Raw genomic sequence first — 17,285 nt, 5'->3', positions numbered from 1 at the left:
GGACGAACCGCCGCCCCGGTTCGGTGGGTCGGCAATCCGGTTTCTTACTACCCGGCTGCCGCCATCGGCGCAATCGGAAGGGCTGTTCCCGATTGTCACAGGATACGGTCACATGAAGCTGTAGGGATCTACATCCACCTGAACTCTTACGGCGTTCGGTGGCTTCACCCGCGACAACCAGTCACTCAGGACCCGTTGAATGCTGATGTCCCGCCCGGTCTTGAGGAGCAGTCGACGTCGGTATCGACCCCTGAGCAGTGCCAGCGGCGGCGCTGCCGGCCCCAGAACCCGCAACCCCTCGCTGCGCGGCGCGGCCCGCGCCAGGTCGCTCGCGCTCCGCTCCACCAGGTCCTCATCCTCGCCCGAGACGATCAGCGCGGCCAGCCGGCCGAACGGGGGCCAGCCGTGTTCCTCCCGCATCGCAGCCTCGGCGGCATAGAACCCGTCGCGGTCGCCGGTGGCGATGGCCTGGAGTACGGTGGCACCCGGATTGGCGGTTTGCAGCATGACGCGGCCGGAATGGCCTGCGCGTCCGGCTCGCCCGGCGACCTGACTCAACAACTGGAACGTCCGCTCCGACGCACGCAGGTCGCCGCCCGCCAGACCCAGATCGGCATCAATCACCCCGACAAGGGTCAGCAGGGGGAAATGATAGCCCTTGGCCACGATCTGGGTGCCGATCACCAGATTGACCTCGCCGCTGGCCATGCGGTCCACGAAGGCGGCGGCAGCCAGCGGTCCCTGCAGGGTATCCGATGTGACGACCTCGATCCGGGCATCCGGCAGGATCGACAGGGCCTCCTCATGCAGGCGCTCCACGCCGGGGCCGCAGGCGACGAGGCTGCCGGTATCCTCGCATTCCGGGCAGTGGTCCGGCGTCTTCATCGCGAAACCGCAGTGGTGACACTCCAGTCTCCGCCCGAAGCGATGCTCGACCAGCCAGGCATCGCAGGCCGGGCATTCGATACGGTGGCCGCAGGTCCGGCACAGCGTCAGCGGGGCGTAGCCCCGGCGGTTCAGGAACAGCAGGGCCTGCTCACCCCGGGACAGGGTTTCTTCCAGTGCGTCCTGCAATGGCTGGGAAATCCAGCGTTGCCGGGGCGGCGGCGTCTTGCGCAGATCGACCATGTCGATGGCGGGAAGTTCGGCAACCCCATGTCGTTCCGTCAGTCGCAGCCGGCGGTACCGGCCGGATTCTGCGTTGGTCACGGTCTCCAGACTGGGCGTGGCGGAGGCCAGGATGATCGGGCAGCCGAAGACCTGCGCGCGTAAAACGGCCATGTCCCGGGCGTGATAGATGACGCCTTCTTCCTGCTTGAAGGAGCCATCATGCTCCTCATCGACAACGATCAGGCCGAGCTCCGGAAACGGCAGATGCAGGGCGGAACGCGCGCCGACCATGACCTTGATGCGGCCTTCGGCAACGGCCTTCCAGGTGCGCCTGCGCGTGCCGGGCGGCAGGTCGGAATGCCATTCCGCCGGGCGTACGCCGAACCGTTCCTCAAATCGCTCCAGCCATTGCGCTGACAGGGCGATTTCCGGCAGCAGAACCAAGACCGGCCGCCCGGCTTCCAATGCCGCCGCGACCGCTTCGAAATAGACTTCGGTCTTGCCGGATCCCGTGACCCCGTCCAGCAGGGTGACGGAAAATGCCCTGGCGCGCACGGCGTCGCATAGCTCGGATGCGGCGGCGCCCTGACTGTCCGACAGGGCAGGGCCCGGGCGCTTCCATTCGGGCTCCTCGAAGTTTTCGGTATCCGGCAGACGCAAGGGCAGCAGGGCGCCGGCATCGGCCATGCCCCGGATGACGCCGGGCGTAACCCCCGCCTCACGCGCCAGGTCCGCGGCGGGCAGGGCGGGGCCGTCGGCGGCGACGCTCATGACCCGGCGCCGTGCCGCGGTCCATCGCAGGTCGTCCGGCGGCGGATCGGCGGCGGTGTAGACGGTGCGTAGGGAGGCCGGTTCCAGGGCCTTTGGCGCGCTCATCGCCATGCGCAGGACCGATCCCGGTGGCGCCAGGGTATAGGCGGCGACCCGCTCGACAAACCGGCGTGACGCTTCGGGAAGCGGTGGCGCCGGCAGGATGCCGCTGATTTCCTTCAGCTTTGCTTCGGGGACGTCGTCCGGATCCGGCTCTCCGTCCCAGACGACGCCGACAACGGCGCGGCCGCCCAGAGGGACCTCGACGAAACTGCCAGGCACCGGCTCAAGGCCCGGAGGGACGCCATAATCGTAGGATCCAGCCAGCGGCAGCGGCAATAGAACCTTGACCCGGCGGGCCGGAGGGAACAAAGAACGGGCCAACGGCGGCGTTCCATCCGTCATCGCGTTGCCCCCGTCCCGAACCGGGGCACGTCACGGCGGAAGCGGCGTTGAAAGCGGTTTACTTCCGCGAATCGGGGCATGATCTCTAACCATGGGCGCGGCGCCCGATTTTTCAGCGGGCCGGACGCGCCAAGCGAGGAAAGTATGAAATTCTTCATCGACACGGCGGATATTGAAGAGATTCGCGACCTGGCCTCAACCGGCCTGGTCGACGGTGTGACGACAAACCCGTCGCTGGTCGCAAAGAGCGGCCGCAACTTCCTGGAAGTGGTCGAGGAAATCTGCGGCGTCGTGAACGGCCCGGTCTCGGCGGAATGTGTCGCGACGGATTTCGACACCATGCTGAAGGAAGGTCGCAAACTGTCGAAGATCGCCGACAATATTGCGGTCAAGGTGCCGCTGACCGAGGCGGGGCTCAAGACCTGCAAGGCACTCAGCGACGATGGCGTCATGGTGAACGTGACCCTGTGCTTTTCCCCGGCCCAGGCCCTGCTGGCGGCTAAGGCCGGCGCGACCTTTATCTCGCCTTTCGTCGGGCGGCTGGACGATATCGGCCAGGACGGCATGGACCTGATTGCCGACGTCGTCACGATATATGAGAATTACGGCTTCGCCACCGAAGTGCTGGTCGCTTCGATCCGCCACCCGGTGCATGTGGTACAGGCCGCGAAAATGGGCGCGGGCGTCGCCACGCTGCCGCCGAAAGTGCTGCGCCAGCTGTTTGCGCACCCGCTGACCGATAAGGGCCTCGCCGCCTTCCTGAAGGACTGGGAAGCGACGGGTCAGTCGATTCTTTAACGCCGGTTTCAGGCCCCGAACGGGTCGGGGCGCGGGCCGGTCGTCGACGGAGGAGAATGCGATCATGAAACCCTCTCCCGGCAGTCATCCCGCGCCGACCGGCGTTGAAGCCAAGGACGTTGTCAGTTTTCTTCGCGACAATCCGGGGTTTCTGAACGAGCACCCGGATCTCCTGTCCGAGCTGGACCCGCCGAAACGCAATGGCGGGAAGGGCGTCTACGATTTTCAGGAAGCCATGATCCGGCGCCTGCGGGACCGGATCGAAGAGACGACCGATGTCGCGCGGGAACTGATCGATACCAGTCGCGAAAACCTGAACAGCCAGTCGCGGGTTCACGAATGTGTTCTGCGACTGCTCAGCGCGAACTCCTTCGAACAACTGATCAACCTGGTTCAGACCGATGTCGCGGTCGTGCTGGACATGGATGTCGTCACGCTGGCGGTGGAATCGGCGAATGCCGAGGACTTTCCGGTGCGCAGCGTGACCCTCGTCCCGCCGGGATTCGTGGACCGTTTGATCGGAACGGACCGGGACATGCTGCTGCGGGCCCACATATCGGGCGATCCGGACCTTTTCGGCGGGGCTGCAACCCTGGTGCAGAGCGATGCGCTGGTCCGGCTGCAGATTTCAAACTCGTCACCGCCGGCCCTGCTGGCCTTCGGGCACCGCGACCCGGAGAAGTTCCATCCCGGTCAGGCAACCGAACTGATCGGCTTCCTGTCGGCGGTGCTCGCCCAACTGGTGCGCATTTGGCTGGATCTGCCCGAATAGCGGCACCCCTAGTCGGAAGGCTGCGGCATGGGCGATGATCGTTTCGATCTGTCGCAGCATCCCGTCACCGGGGACGGTCCGACAGCAAAGGCCTATCGCGCCTTCCTGGGTTGGTTGAGCGACGAACGGCGGCTCAGCCCCCATACGATTGCGGCTTATAGCCACGACGTCGAAGATTTCCTGACCTTTCTGACACGGCATCTGGGCGCACCGCCGGATCTATCCGACCTGGCCGATCTGCGACAACTGGATTTCCGGTCCTGGCTGGCGCGATTGTCGGAAGATGGCGTTCAGGACGTTTCCCGGGCCCGAAAACTGTCGTCGATCCGTACCTTCTTTCGGTATCTGCGCAAGAAGGGTCTGGTCGAAAACGATCGCCTGCAACTGGTCCGCGCCCCCAAGATACCCCATTCCGTCCCGAAGCCGTTGAGCGTGCCGGACGCGGAACTGCTTCTCGAATCGGCAGGGGATTTCGAAACCGAAAGCTGGGTTGCGAAGCGCAATATTGCCCTTCTGACCATGTTGTACGGGTGCGGTCTTCGCATAGCCGAGGCACTTTCCCTCAATGAAAAGGACGCACCGTCGGGCGATGCGATGCGGGTGCTGGGGAAGGGAAACAAGGAACGCTTCGTGCCGGTCCTGCCGGCGGTGCGGGACGCACTTTCCGCCTATCTTTCGGAAAGCCCGTTTGCCGGTGACCCGGACGGTCCGCTGTATCGCGGTGTACGTGGCGGGCGGATGAACCAGGATACGGCGCGCAAGCCGATCCGGATGCTGAGGATTGCACTGGGGCTTCCGGACACTGCGACGCCACACGCCCTGCGGCACAGTTTCGCGACCCATCTTCTTGCAGGAGGCGGTGATCTGCGCGCCATCCAGGAACTGCTCGGCCATGCCTCGCTCAGCACGACCCAGCGATACACGGAAGTCGATACCGCGCGCTTGATGGCGGAGTATGCGCGGGCTCATCCGCGTGCCAGACGGTGAGGCCGCGACGAAACGTGTCAGGCCGTTTACAGTCCGCATGCCCCTTGGTATATCCCACCCGCGCGGTCGTTCGCGCGTCCCGGCACGGTCTTTCCCAAACGGGTGGAGCGGAGGAGGGCATCGGGATGCGGAACGGCGGACGAAGTCGAAAGCGGGGGTGACCGTGTTCAGCGAAACACGGTGGGTCCCGGCGCATCAGGGATACGCCATCTCATGAAAATTCTTGCCGGCAACTCGAACAAGCCGCTTGCCGAAGCGATTTCCGCTTACCTCAACGTTCCTCTGACCAAGGCCTCGATCCGACGGTTCTCCGATATGGAGATATTCGTCGAGATCCTGGAGAACGTGCGCGGCGAAGACGTGTTCGTGGTTCAGTCGACGAACTATCCGACCAATGACAATCTGATGGAACTGCTGGTGATGATGGACGCGTTGCGGCGCGGCTCCGCCCGGCGCATCACGGCGGTCATTCCTTATTACGGCTACGCCCGGCAGGATCGGAAAACCGGACCCCGGACGCCGATCTCGGCCAAGTTGGTTGCCAACCTGATCGAGACGGCGGGCGCAAACCGCGTCCTGACGCTGGATCTGCATGCCGGTCAGATTCAGGGCTTCTTCGAAGTCCCGACGGACAACCTCTTCGCCCTGCCGGTCCTGCACAAGGATCTGCAGGAGATGCTGAAGAATGAAGACGAGCTGATGGTCGTCTCGCCCGATGTCGGCGGTGTGGTGCGCGCGCGTGCGCTGGCGAAACGCCTGGAGTGCGATCTGGCGATCATCGACAAGCGCCGCGAAAAGGCAGGCGTGTCCGAGGTGATGAACATCATCGGGGAGCCGAAGGGCCGGACCTGTATCCTGATCGACGACATCGTCGATTCCGCCGGCACGCTGTGCAATGCGGCTCAGGCGCTGGTCGATGCCGGGGCCAAGTCGGTCCATGCGGTCGTCACTCATGGCGTCCTGTCCGGCGGAGCAGTGGCGCGTGTCGCGGCATCGCCGTTGGAGCAACTGGTGATTACGGATTCGATCCAGGCGACCGAAGCGGTGCGTGTCAGCCACAATGTCCGACAGGTTACGATCGCCCCGCTTCTGGCCGAGGCGATCCGCCGGATTTACGAAGAAAAATCGGTTTCCAGCCTCTTCGATTGAGTGTAGAAGAGGCCGCTTTTCGGGCGCCGGGCGGTCAAGGCCGATCCGGGCGCGCGAAATATTGGCCCTGGAAGGGCCCCAGCCGACACCCCTGGAGGTCGGTCGCCGGATCGGAGGTCGGTTCGGTGGATGCTAAAATATTGAGGAGAAACAAGATGGCTGAGAAAGCGATCTTCCCCGCGAAACCGCGGGAGCGGGCAGGTAAGGGGGCAGCCCGTGCGGTCCGCCGCGAAGGCCTTGTGCCGGGTGTCGTCTATGGCGACAACAAGGATCCCCTGACGATTGCGGTCGATCCGCGTCATATCATGAAGCAGCTGGAAATGGGCCTGCTGTTCAACACGATCTACACGGTCGAAGTTGAAGGCGGCGCCAAGGAGAAGGCCCTGCCGCGCGATGTGCAGTTCCATCCGGTCACGGATGCGCCGCTGCATATCGACTTTATGCGCCTGCGCAAAGGCTCGAAGATCAACGTCAACATCCCGGTCACCTTCATCAACGAAGATGCCAGCCCGGGTATCGACGAAGGCGGCATCCTGAACGTCACGCGTGACGAAGTCGAACTGATGTGCCCGGTCGACGACATTCCGCACGAAGTCGTCTGCGACCTGACCGGCACCCAGATCGGCGATACGATCCGTATCTCCATGGTCAAGCTGCCGGAAGGCGTCGAGCCGGTCATTCAGGATCGCGATTTCGTCGTTGCCAACATTGCGGCCGCCGCGATCGCGGAACCGGTCGAGGGTGCGGAAGACGACGAGGACGTGGCAGCCGAAGGCGAAGAAGCCACGGAAGCCGAAGGCGAAGAGGAAGAAGAGTCCGAGGAGTAATCCTCCGTTTCGGACGAAAGGCGGTATCCCATGCGTCTCGTCGTTGGGCTCGGCAATCCCGGACCGAAATACGAGCGCAACCGCCACAATGTCGGATTTCTGGCGGTGGACGAAATCGTCCGCCGCCATTCCTTTTCCGCCTGGCGTAGCCGGTTTCAGGGCCTGACCTCGGAAGGCGATGTCGCCGGAGAGAAGGTTCTGATCCTCAAGCCGGCGACCTTCATGAACGAGAGTGGACGCGCCGTCGGCGAGGCCATGCGCTTCTTCAAGCTGCAGCCCTCGGACGTGACGGTGCTGTATGACGAATTGGACCTTGCCCCGACCCGCATCAAGGTGAAGCAGGGCGGTGGCAATGGCGGCCATAACGGTCTGAAGTCCATCGATGCGCATATCGGCAAGGATTATTGGCGCGTGCGGATCGGCATCGGCCATCCCGGTGACAAATCCCGGGTTGTCGGTCATGTCCTGTCGGATTTCAGCAAGGCCGAATGGCCGGATTTCGAACGACTGCTGGATGGAATCTCGGATCGGTTCGATCTTCTGGCGCAGGGCCGGGCCTCGGATTTCATGTCCAAACTGGCCATGGATCTGAACCCGTCGAAATCGGCGCCACAGTCTAAGGAAAGCAGTCCGGCTGCCGTGACCCCGGCGAGGGCTGGTGCCGAGAAGCCGGAAACCGGTCTGGCGGCCCAATTGAAGAAATGGATGTCCGGCGGTCCGGACGATCAGTGATGAAAAGTTAGGAGGGGGCCCATGGGCTTCAATTGCGGTATTGTCGGTCTGCCCAATGTCGGCAAGTCGACCCTGTTCAACGCGCTGACCGAAACGCAGGCCGCCCAGGCCGCGAACTTTCCGTTCTGTACGATCGAACCGAATGTCGGTCGCGTCGCCGTGCCGGATCCGCGCCTGGACAAGCTGGCCGACTTGGCAAAATCCGCGAAGATAATCCCCACGCAGCTCGAATTCGTGGACATTGCGGGTCTGGTCAAGGGCGCTTCCAAGGGTGAGGGACTCGGCAACCAGTTCCTCGGCAATATCCGTGAGGTCGATGCGATCTGCCATGTGCTGCGCTGTTTCGAAAGCGGAGACATCACCCATGTCGAAGGGTCAGTCGATCCGCTGCGCGATGCGGAAACTGTTGAGACCGAACTGATGCTTTCGGACATGGAAAGCCTGGAGCGGCGCATTCAGCCGATCCAGAAGAAGGCGAATTCCGGCGACAAGGAAGCCAAGGCCGAGATCGCCCTGATGAACAAGGCGCTGGACCTGTTGCGGGACGGCAAGCCCGCCCGCATGGCCGATCTGACGCCGGAGGAAGAAGTTCCGTTTCGCCGATTGCAGCTGATCACGTCGAAGCCCGTCCTCTATGTCTGTAATGTGGAGGAGGATTCGGCAGGGGTCGGAAATGAACATTCGGCGAAGGTGTTCGAAAAGGCCAAGGCCGAAGGTGCCGAAGCGGTGGTGATTTCCGCTGCGATCGAGGCCGAGGTCGCTCAGCTCGACACCGAGGAAGAGCGCCGCGAGTTTCTCGACACGCTGGGGCTGGAGGAAACCGGTCTCGCACGGGTCATCCGGGCTGGATATTCACTCCTGGACCAGATTACCTTCTTCACGGTCGGGCCCAAGGAAGCTCGCGCCTGGACCGTGTTCCGTGGCGCGAAGGCGCCGCAGGCCGCCGGGGTCATTCACACCGATTTCGAACGAGGCTTCATCGCCGCCGAAACCATCGCCTATGACGACTATGCCGGTCTGGGCGGCGAAGCGGCCGCCAAGGAAGCGGGGAAGGTGAGACTGGAAGGGCGCGATTACCTGGTAAAGGACGGTGACGTCTTCCATTTCCGTTTCAACGTCTGATACCGGATTCAGTCTGACGGCATCGCGTGGTTGACTTGACCCGCCGGAGGCGCAGACAATCGCCTTTGAATGTCAAGGGTCTTTCAATTGCCGGGACAGGAATAGACACATGAAGCGCGCCGTGCAGTCGTTGGTCGGGATCGCGATTGCGGTCGCAGTGGTGGTCTGGGTTCTGGTCGGAACACAGCAGGATCCCGTAACCGCCATCAACACCAACGAGGCCAATGTTGCCATCCACGGCTACGATCCGGTGGCCTATTTCACGGAGGGTCGACCCGTCGCCGGTTCCAGTGATTTCCAGGCGACCTATCGGGATGCCGAGTTTCTGTTCTCCACGGCGGAAAACCGGGATCGCTTCTTGGCTGACCCCGAGAAATTTGCCCCGGCCTATGGCGGCTATTGTGCCTATGGCGTTACCCAGAAGCAGAAATTCGATATTGATCCCAATGCGTGGGAGATCGTCGGCGACCGCCTGTTCCTGCAATTGGATCCGGGAACGCGCCTGATCTGGCTGGAAAAGCGTGACGATCATATCGCGACGGCGGACACGCTGTGGCCGGAAATCAAACCAATTCCGGCGAAAGACCTCTAAGGAAACGGCTCAGCGCTTCGATTCACGCTGAAGCGCCCATTTGATCCGCGTTCCTTCCGGGCCGGTGACGCCGGTCAGCAGTATCTGCTGGGTCCGTTTGGTTTCCTGCGGCCCGCCCAGATAGACGCTGTCGGTAAGCGACATCGCGGCACCGCTGACCCGCAGGCGCCACCCCGTGCCGGAAGGGGTCTTCAGCAGCGCCGACGCGTTGTTCGACAGGAGGGAGACCTGAACCTTCGGATGCAGGTGGAAACGCGCCGTGAAGGTGTGCCCCTCCGGCCCGTCCAGCACATCCTCCCCACGCAGGTCGGTGCCCTCCGGTGCCAGATAGAGGCGGCGGGTATGGGTGACGCCGAAGGGTTTTGCATAACCGTCATGGGACATTTCAACCCAGACCGCACCGTCGGCCTCATTGCGCTCGACGACGGTGCTGGCGCGACGGCGGCCGATCCGGCCATCCTTGCCGATCTCATCCGCGTTCGTGTCTTCAATGCCCAGGGTGGAATGGGCGGCGGTACTGCGTTGTGCCCGGGCCCAGTCTCCTTCGGTCAGGCGCGCGGCGCCGCAATTCACGATCAGTCGTTCAGCGGCATAACTGACTTCGATCGCCAATGGGGCGGCATGGGCGTGGGCATCGAACGGATGGCCCGGCGGGGCGCCGGCATCCGCCAGGACGTTCAGCTTGCCGGATATCAATTTCTCGAAGCCGCCATGCGGGCATCGTAGCGGCGCCCGACCGCGCGCATCGGCCCGCCCCAGAACCGTATCGATTTCCCCGCTATCGCCTTCGCGGCTGTCATGGAACAGGGCGAGGCCACCGTCTCCATGCCGGAAGAATCTCAGCACCGGCGCCATCCGATCGATGGCGGTGATCAGGCCGATGGGAATCTCCCGCTGCATTTCCTGAAACAGTTCCTTCAGGCCGACGAGATCGCGCATGACCTCGAACTGGATGCGCGGGCTGCGGGTCGCATGACAGCCATCCGGCAGGATGGAGAAGGACAGCTCACGCTCCAGCAAGCCGATCGCGGCCCCGGCACGGGATGAAAACATCGGCAGCATCAAACAGGCCTGAACATAGCCGATGATGCCCTGGAGGCGTTCCGCGCCGATACCGTCCGAACCGGCATAATGTGCAAGGTGGCGAATCTGCCGGCCCAGCGATTCCAGCATCGCTTCGGTGCGCTCGCCGCTCAGCCCGTCCGTGACCAGACGCCAGTGATAGAGCCAGGCACGCACCCGTCGGCCGACCGTTCCGGCGGACCAGGCGATGCGGTCGTTGGCCGGTTTGCTTCCGGCCAGATCGCGTTCCAGCCATTCCAGCGTCAGACGTTGGGCGCATTCGCCTGCTTCGTCGCCGCCGGCGGCCTCCAGATCCCGCAGCCATTCGAAGGAATGCGCCGCATTGCGCCATCCGGGTCCGGCTTCGTTCTGGTCCCACAGGGACTCCGCGGGTGTCACGGTGGTGCCGGCGAAGGTGTAACGGCCCGACGCGATGGCTCGGCCGCGGGCGGGATCACCGGGCCAGGGGTCCGGCACCGTGCGATAGGGCGCGCCGGGACGTGGCCCGGACAGCATGATGCCGTACAGGCCCAGCATTCCCGCCAGGCGCGCGGTCCTGTACCGCACCTCCTGTCCAATCGGGTTGGGCGGAATCGTTACCGGTTCCATGATGGCCCGTGGCCCTTTCGAATGGCTTTACTCGCCGCGCAGACGGCGAATATTCCGTGCATATGCGTCCGGTCCGCCGCGGAATGTCGCGGTGCCGGCGACCAGAACGTCGGCACCTGCGGCCACCGCGCGCGGGGCGGTTTCGAAATTGATACCACCATCGACCTCCAGGTCGATCTCGCGGCCCGTCGCGTCGATCATCTCGCGCAGGCGGGCAATCTTTTCCAGCTGACTTTCGATGAAACTCTGTCCACCGAAACCCGGATTGACCGACATGACGAGAATCAGGTCCAGCATATCCATCACGGGTTCGACCACCTGGATCGGCGTCCCAGGGTTCAGCACAATCCCGGCTTTCTTGCCGAGGGCGCGGATGCTCTGAAGCGTGCGATGCAGATGCGGGCCGGATTCCGGATGAACCGACAGGATATCGGCTCCCGCCGCGGCAAAAGCCTCGATATAGGGGTCGACGGGCGCGATCATCAGATGAACATCGAACACCTTTTCGGTATGCGGGCGCAGGGCCTTTACCACCGCCGGACCGATGGTGATGTTCGGCACGAAATGGCCGTCCATGACATCGATATGGATGTAATCCGCACCGGCGCCATCGATGGCCGCCACTTCGGAGCCCAGGGCGGCGAAATCCGCGGACAGGATGGACGGTGCAATGCGGGTGGACTGCTGCGTCACGTCGGTACTTTCGGCAAGGTTTCGATCTGTATCTAGGTAGTCCCGGATTCGCCCGGACGCAACCGCACCCCACGCTCAGCCGGAAGATTCCGTGACCGGCGTATAGGCGGTCATCGGCTCGGCGATGCCGGGTAGAACCACGTTATCGATCGCGCGCAGCGCATGATCGTTCCCGACGGCGCCTGCGGTTTCGGCGGATATCAGAATGCGGGTGCCGTGCTCCTTGTTTGCGGCCTCCAGCCTAGCCGCCAGATTGACCGTTTCACCGTGCACCGTATAACCCCGGCGACCGGCACCACCGACGGAGCCCGCCACCAGCTGACCGGTGGCAATGCCGATCCGCGGCGTCATGGTCTCACCGCCGAAGGACGCGCCCGCACAGGTCTCCAGGATATCCCGGGCGGCGTCGAGGGCACGACGTTCGTGGTCCGTCAGGTCGGTCGGGGCATTGAAGACCGCCAGGGCGGCATCCCCCTGATACTGGGTGATGATCCCGCCATGTTTGCCGATACACGCCGCAACACCATCGAAATAGTCGTTCAGGACCGCGACCGTCCGTTCCGGGCCGAGCCGTTGCGTCATTGCCGTGAAGCCGGCCAGGTCGCAGAACAGAACCGTCGCCCGTCGCTGCTCCGGGGGCAGGATGCCGCCGGATGCGATCATCGCATCGGCAACGGTGTCGGGGACATATTGCCCGAAGGCCTCCCGCACCGCCTGCCGGCCCTTTTCCGATTCGATCTGACGCGCGACCAGGCGGCGCGCGCGATAGACGATCAGGCTCAGGATGCCAGCCGTTGCCAGAATGACGATGGACTCCTGTATGCGTCCGAATCCACCGGTCCATTCCGTCGACAGGATATAGGACAGGAACTCCTGCCCCGTCGCGTCCGGCGGGATGTCATTCCAATCCAGGCTGCCCGGGTGGTCGATCGCCAGGAACAGCATCATCCAGCCGGCGACAATGCACAGCCCGGTCCACAGCACGACCCGGGGTGACAGGCTCATTCCCGTACTGATCAGCACCAGGAAGAAATACGGAAAATAGTTGAAATGATAGACCATGCCCGGCGGCACATGGTCGAAGAACAGCAGCAGCGACAGGGCGATTCCACCGATCACCAGCGCCACGTCGAGGCCGTAGAGGACGTAGGGCAGCCATCGCATCTGCGCGTAGCAAGGCGCCAGCCGGTAATGCAGCCCGGTGATCAGCGCGAACAGCATGCAGGCGCCCAGCGTGTGGTAGACCACGGGCGGGTTCCGGGTTACGCCGAGCCAGATGGCGATGGCGGCCAGAACGGCCAGACGGCCCAGCATGGCAAGCCGGGTGGAGGCGACCCGCTCCCGGGCGAAAATGTTCTGCGCATCCAGTCCCCGGCGCATGACCCGCTCAGTCCGGCAGCGGATACTGCACGAGGGTCAGAACGTTGCCGTCCGGGTCAAAGAAATGCGCCAGCGCACCGCCCCAGGGTTGAATTTCCGGGCGCCCGTCAAAGGGCACGCCCTTGCCTTCCAGTTCGGCAAATGCCGCCCGGATATCCTGAACGGCAAAGGACAGGCCGGTGAAACGGCCGGCCAGATCTTCGGCTTCCTCGCTGCCCGGTTCCAGCGCCTCCAGCATCAGCTTTGCAGATCCCGTGTCGAAGATCGCGACGCCTTCGTCCGAAACGGCGGGCGTCATGCCCAGCTTGTCCCGATAGAACTCCAGGGATCTTTCCAGATTGACGGTGAACAGGCGCACCGTGTCGATCGGTCCCAACATATCTGGCAGCACTCCGTCGCTGTGTCCGGTCTCGATTTCGCCGGGGCGGTTCTGTTTGACACATTGGTACTTCCTCCTCAACGTTCCAGAAAAATACGATAACGCGACACGGGAGGTGACCATGCGGTCCGTCACGCTGGCACAGGCGCGGATCATTATCGATCAGGCGCTTTCCGCCCCACGATCTTCGCCGGAACGTCGACTGGCCGTTGCCGTCTGTGATGCGGGCGGACATCTGCTGGCGTTCGAACGGGAAGGCGGTGCGCCACCGTTGCTGGGCCATATTGCCCAGGCCAAGGCACAGACCTGCATCGCCTATGGCAAATCGACCGCCGCCTTGATGGACATGGCAGAGCAGTGGCCAACATGGTTCGAAGGCATCAGCCGGGTCTCGATGGAACGCATGGGAATGCCGCTGATCGCGACCCGCGGCGGTGTGTTCATTCGCGATACCGACGGTTCCGTGATGGGGGCCGTGGGCGTGGCGGGTGAGGCCGGAGAATACGATGAAGCCAATGCCGTGGCCGGCATCCGGTCTGCGGGACTGGCCGTCGATCCTGAGTAGCCACGTCATTTCAGAACAATAAATCCATACAGAAACAGGGGTTTCCATGGCCGGCAGCACGCGTGCAAACGACATCCGCATCGAACTCTACAGCGACACGAAGACCCGTCCGTCGGCCGCCATGCTGGCCGCAATGGCGGAGGCCGCGACCGGTGACGAGCAGGCGAAGGAGGACCCGACCACCCTGTTGCTGGAGGAGCGGGTGGCCGACCTGCTGGGCAAGGACGCGGCGGTGTTTCTGCCGTCGGGAACAATGTGCAATCAGATCGCCCTGCAGATTCATTGCCGCCCCGGCGATGCGGTCGTTGCGGACCGGACCGCCCATATCATCGGCTTCGAAGGCGGCGGGGCCGGGGCGACCGCGGGCGCCAACATCCTGCCGGTCGACGGAGAGCGCGGTGTCTATTCGGTGGCACAGGCGGAGGCTGCCATTCCGCCGCGCAGCAATCGCTACGCGCCCCGTGTGACCCTGATCGAGGTGGAACAGACGGCCAATCTGGGGGGCGGAGCCGTTTGGCCGGTGGACCGTCTGGATGCGCTGGGCAAACTGGCGCGGGACAAGGATTGCGCCCTTCATATGGATGGCGCACGGCTGATGAACGCGGTTGCCGCGCTGGACGTTCCGGCGTCACGGATCGCGGCGGCGACCGACAGTGTCTGGATCGACCTGTCAAAAGGGCTGGGCTGTCCGATCGGTGCGGTACTGGCCGGATCGCGGGAGTTCATTTCCGAGGCCTGGCGGGTGAAGCAACGCATGGGGGGCGCCCTGCGCCAGTCCGGTTATCTTGCCGCGGCAGGGCTTTACGCGCTGGACCACAATGTCGAGCGGCTGGCGGACGACAATGCCAATGCGAAGCTCTTCGCGGAGGGTATTGCGGGCCTGCCCGGTATCGATCTGGACCCGACAACCGTCCACAGCAACATCGTCCTGTTTTACGTGACGGACGGTGCGCGACTGGACGCTCCCGGGATATCGGATGCCCTGATGAAGAAAGGCATCCGAATCGGAGCCTTCGACAAGCGTACCATGCGGGCGGTCACCCACCTGGATGTCACCCGCCCGCAGGTGGAGGAAGCCGTCGCAACGATGCAGGCCCTGTTGTCGGCCTGACGGCGGGTCAACCGGTCCAGCGCAGGGCCTGGTTCCGGCCGGCCTTCTTGGCATCATACAAGGCCGAATCCGCCTTTTTCAGGGCCTCTTCGATATCGATCTGCGGTTTCGGGGAAGGGGCCACGAAGACACCGACGCTCATTGAGACAGAGATTTCGGTATCGCCGACCGTTACCGGTTCGGCCGCGTAGCCCGACACAAGGCGGCGGCACATCCCTTCGGCGGCCTCGGCGTTGTTGACCAGCACCGCGAAGGCGAATTCCTCGCCCCCCATGCGACCGAAATTGTCCTCGGCACGGAAGAATTTGCGCAGGCGCCGGGCGGTCTCGTTCAGGACGGCATCCCCGGCATCGTGGCCATGGGCGTCGTTGATCTTCTTGAAATGGTCCAGGTCGATCATCCCGATGGCGACCAGCCGTTCGTAGCGGGCGGCCATGGCGCATTGCTTCTTCACCTGATCCAGGAAGCAGCGGCGGTTGGGAATGCCGGTCAGTTCATCGTAATGGGCCATGCGCTGCAGCGAGTAGTTGGCGTCGCGCAACTCCTTCGTTTTCTCCGACACCAGTTCTTCCAGGCTGTGCTTCAACTGTCGCAGATCCTCGTTCCGCTTGGAAAGCTGATCGGCGTAATAGGTCTGGTCCGTGACGTCGCGTTCGATCGCCGCGAAATGCGTCACCTTTCCGAACTGATTGCGCAGTGGAAAGATGTCCATGTCCAGCCAGTAGGGTTTTCCTGTCTTGGTATAGTTCAGGATGACCTCGCGGATCGGCTGGTGTTTTTCTAGGGCCTTGCGAATGCGCTTGCGGCACTCCTCGTCCGTTCCCCGCCCCTGCAGGATTCTGGGTGTCTCGCCGATTGCCTCCTCCGCCGTGAACCCAGTCAGTTCCTCGAAGGCGCGGTTGACGAAGACGATCTGGGGACCGAACGGTGCCTTCACGCTATCCGAGTCGGTTACGATGACGACGTCGCGGGTATTTTCGATGACGTCGCGGTAGGAGAACAGATGCCGGCGCGCCGTGATCTCGTTGAATGTGACGATGATGAAGCCTTCGCCGCCGAACTCCTCCCCGACTTCCGGATAGGCGTTCACCAGGAACCAGTTTACCTCACGCGTGGCCGGGCTGTACTGACCGATCATCTCGTTGATCAGGGGTTTTCCGGTGTTCAGGACCTGCTTCACCGGATAGGCGTCGATCGGAATCTTCTGTTGGTATTCGTCGATGAAGTACCAGCCGGGGTCATAGGCATCCCGGCCGATGACCTGGTTGTAGTTCATGTCCAGCAGTTTCAGCGCGGTCGGATTGGCATAGACGATGGATGTATCCAGCCGGTGAATGACCACGCCGATATGGGCGTGCTTCAGCAGGCTCTTCAGATTGATCCGGTCTAACTCGTCCGTCTCTGTTTGCATGTCCAAAGCTATCCTCCCCGATAACGTTTGGATTGTCCGGCTGTGGGCGCCCGATGCCCCATAGAGTGCCAGAACGCCCAGATTATCAGCAACATTCGAGCCTGCCCAGAGACCGTAGGTAGTTCTGGTTGCATCAATTCCCGGCTGCTACCAGGGCTGGACGACAAGGTCGGGCCAGATTGTCGTCCATCGCCCCGCCTTCTCGGCATAGACAGATGGAATGTTCAGGCGGTGGTTCGGAACGATCCGGCCGCGCAGGGCATTGCCGACGCCGAACGGGGCGTAGAGAACCGGCTTGCCCGTGGGCCCGCGAGTGAGGGCAATGGCCGTGGTTTTGGACGGGAATCGCAGTACGGCATGCTGGGCTTCCCGAACGGGCGGATAGGGGATGCCGAATTTCTCGCGGTACCAGATCGGGACACGGGCCTGATTGCGGACCTGCACGCGGATCGGAAGATCGGCGAACAGGTCGGCGGCGCGGCGGATGACCCGGTCTTCGGCCTCCCAGGATCGATCCGGGTCCAGGTAGATCAGGTCGTAATCCGCTATGTCCGCTTCGGCCGCACGGCCAGCGTTTCGGTTCCAGACCGGCTGAACCAGGCATCCGGAAGTCAGCCAGGTTCCGGGCGGCATGACATCCAGCCGGCGCAGGATTTCGACATTGAACCGGTTTGCCAGGCAGAGGGAGAGGAAAGTGTCCCGCGACATGCCCGCCAGTATAGGGGCCGGGGCCGGAAGAGCCATCGTCTCCCGGCCCCGGTCTCGGCCCGA

The 17,285-nt window shown here is 63.3% G+C and carries 17 protein-coding genes; 10 read left to right on the top strand and 7 right to left on the bottom strand.

Annotated features, from left to right (window positions below; translation table 11 throughout):
• Window positions 1–108: 108 nt before the first annotated feature.
• Window positions 109–2,325, bottom strand: a complete 2,217-nt coding sequence (locus R8L07_03950; protein ID MDW3204674.1) for a primosomal protein N' — start codon at window positions 2,323–2,325, stop codon at window positions 109–111.
• A 144-nt stretch (window positions 2,326–2,469) separates the two neighbouring features.
• On the opposite strand from R8L07_03950, the gene fsa reads away from it, so the two are divergent.
• The 8 genes from fsa (at window position 2,470) to R8L07_03910 (ending at window position 9,304) form a co-directional block, all read left to right on the top strand.
• Window positions 2,470–3,123: a fructose-6-phosphate aldolase gene (fsa, locus tag R8L07_03945; GenBank protein ID MDW3204673.1), complete on the top strand. Its 654-nt coding sequence runs from the start codon at window positions 2,470–2,472 to the stop codon at window positions 3,121–3,123.
• Between the two features lie 64 nt (window positions 3,124–3,187).
• The gene (locus R8L07_03940; GenBank protein MDW3204672.1) at window positions 3,188–3,895 is read left to right on the top strand and encodes a DUF484 family protein; all 708 of its coding nucleotides are present in this window, start codon (window positions 3,188–3,190) and stop codon (window positions 3,893–3,895) included.
• Between the two features lie 27 nt (window positions 3,896–3,922).
• Window positions 3,923–4,882 carry a tyrosine recombinase XerC gene (locus R8L07_03935; protein ID MDW3204671.1) on the top strand — a complete coding sequence of 320 codons (960 nt, stop codon included), beginning with the start codon at window positions 3,923–3,925 and terminating at the stop codon, window positions 4,880–4,882.
• A 213-nt stretch (window positions 4,883–5,095) separates the two neighbouring features.
• Window positions 5,096–6,031: a ribose-phosphate pyrophosphokinase gene (locus R8L07_03930; GenBank protein ID MDW3204670.1), complete on the top strand. Its 936-nt coding sequence runs from the start codon at window positions 5,096–5,098 to the stop codon at window positions 6,029–6,031.
• Window positions 6,032–6,186: 155 nt separating this feature from the next.
• Window positions 6,187–6,858, top strand: a complete 672-nt coding sequence (locus R8L07_03925; protein MDW3204669.1) for a 50S ribosomal protein L25/general stress protein Ctc — start codon at window positions 6,187–6,189, stop codon at window positions 6,856–6,858.
• 30 nt (window positions 6,859–6,888) lie between these two features.
• A complete protein-coding gene (gene pth, locus R8L07_03920) occupies window positions 6,889–7,590 on the top strand; it encodes an aminoacyl-tRNA hydrolase (GenBank protein MDW3204668.1) in 702 nt (233 codons plus the stop codon).
• 21 nt (window positions 7,591–7,611) lie between these two features.
• The gene (gene ychF, locus R8L07_03915; protein MDW3204667.1) at window positions 7,612–8,712 is read left to right on the top strand and encodes a redox-regulated ATPase YchF; all 1,101 of its coding nucleotides are present in this window, start codon (window positions 7,612–7,614) and stop codon (window positions 8,710–8,712) included.
• 109 nt (window positions 8,713–8,821) lie between these two features.
• The gene (locus R8L07_03910; protein MDW3204666.1) at window positions 8,822–9,304 is read left to right on the top strand and encodes a YHS domain-containing (seleno)protein; all 483 of its coding nucleotides are present in this window, start codon (window positions 8,822–8,824) and stop codon (window positions 9,302–9,304) included.
• A gap of 9 nt (window positions 9,305–9,313) precedes the next feature.
• Here the strand turns inward: R8L07_03910 and R8L07_03905 are convergent, their stop codons facing one another.
• From R8L07_03905 to R8L07_03890, 4 genes are all read right to left on the bottom strand, one after another.
• Window positions 9,314–10,933: a heparinase II/III family protein gene (locus R8L07_03905; GenBank protein ID MDW3204665.1), complete on the bottom strand. Its 1,620-nt coding sequence runs from the start codon at window positions 10,931–10,933 to the stop codon at window positions 9,314–9,316.
• Between the two features lie 69 nt (window positions 10,934–11,002).
• Window positions 11,003–11,668: a ribulose-phosphate 3-epimerase gene (gene rpe / locus R8L07_03900; GenBank protein MDW3204664.1), complete on the bottom strand. Its 666-nt coding sequence runs from the start codon at window positions 11,666–11,668 to the stop codon at window positions 11,003–11,005.
• A gap of 75 nt (window positions 11,669–11,743) precedes the next feature.
• Window positions 11,744–13,048 carry an adenylate/guanylate cyclase domain-containing protein gene (locus R8L07_03895; protein ID MDW3204663.1) on the bottom strand — a complete coding sequence of 435 codons (1,305 nt, stop codon included), beginning with the start codon at window positions 13,046–13,048 and terminating at the stop codon, window positions 11,744–11,746.
• A 7-nt stretch (window positions 13,049–13,055) separates the two neighbouring features.
• A complete protein-coding gene (locus tag R8L07_03890; protein MDW3204662.1) occupies window positions 13,056–13,427 on the bottom strand; it encodes a VOC family protein in 372 nt (123 codons plus the stop codon).
• Between the two features lie 121 nt (window positions 13,428–13,548).
• On the opposite strand from R8L07_03890, the gene R8L07_03885 reads away from it, so the two are divergent.
• Both R8L07_03885 and R8L07_03880 read left to right on the top strand, forming a co-directional pair.
• Window positions 13,549–13,992, top strand: a complete 444-nt coding sequence (locus tag R8L07_03885; GenBank protein ID MDW3204661.1) for a heme-binding protein — start codon at window positions 13,549–13,551, stop codon at window positions 13,990–13,992.
• Window positions 13,993–14,038: 46 nt separating this feature from the next.
• A complete protein-coding gene (locus R8L07_03880; GenBank protein MDW3204660.1) occupies window positions 14,039–15,103 on the top strand; it encodes a GntG family PLP-dependent aldolase in 1,065 nt (354 codons plus the stop codon).
• 7 nt (window positions 15,104–15,110) lie between these two features.
• Here the strand turns inward: R8L07_03880 and R8L07_03875 are convergent, their stop codons facing one another.
• On the bottom strand, window positions 15,111–16,514 hold the full coding sequence (locus tag R8L07_03875; GenBank protein ID MDW3204659.1) for a diguanylate cyclase: 1,404 nt from the start codon (window positions 16,512–16,514) through the stop codon (window positions 15,111–15,113).
• A gap of 147 nt (window positions 16,515–16,661) precedes the next feature.
• Window positions 16,662–17,258, bottom strand: coding sequence for a nucleotidyltransferase family protein (locus R8L07_03870; GenBank protein MDW3204658.1), 597 nt, complete (start codon window positions 17,256–17,258; stop codon window positions 16,662–16,664).
• Between the last annotated feature and the right edge of the window lie 27 nt (window positions 17,259–17,285).

This window comes from Alphaproteobacteria bacterium, from assembly GCA_033344895.1.
GTDB lineage: Bacteria > Pseudomonadota > Alphaproteobacteria > UBA8366 > Aestuariispiraceae > Pacificispira.
This window is presented reverse-complemented; position numbering and strand designations above follow the sequence as displayed.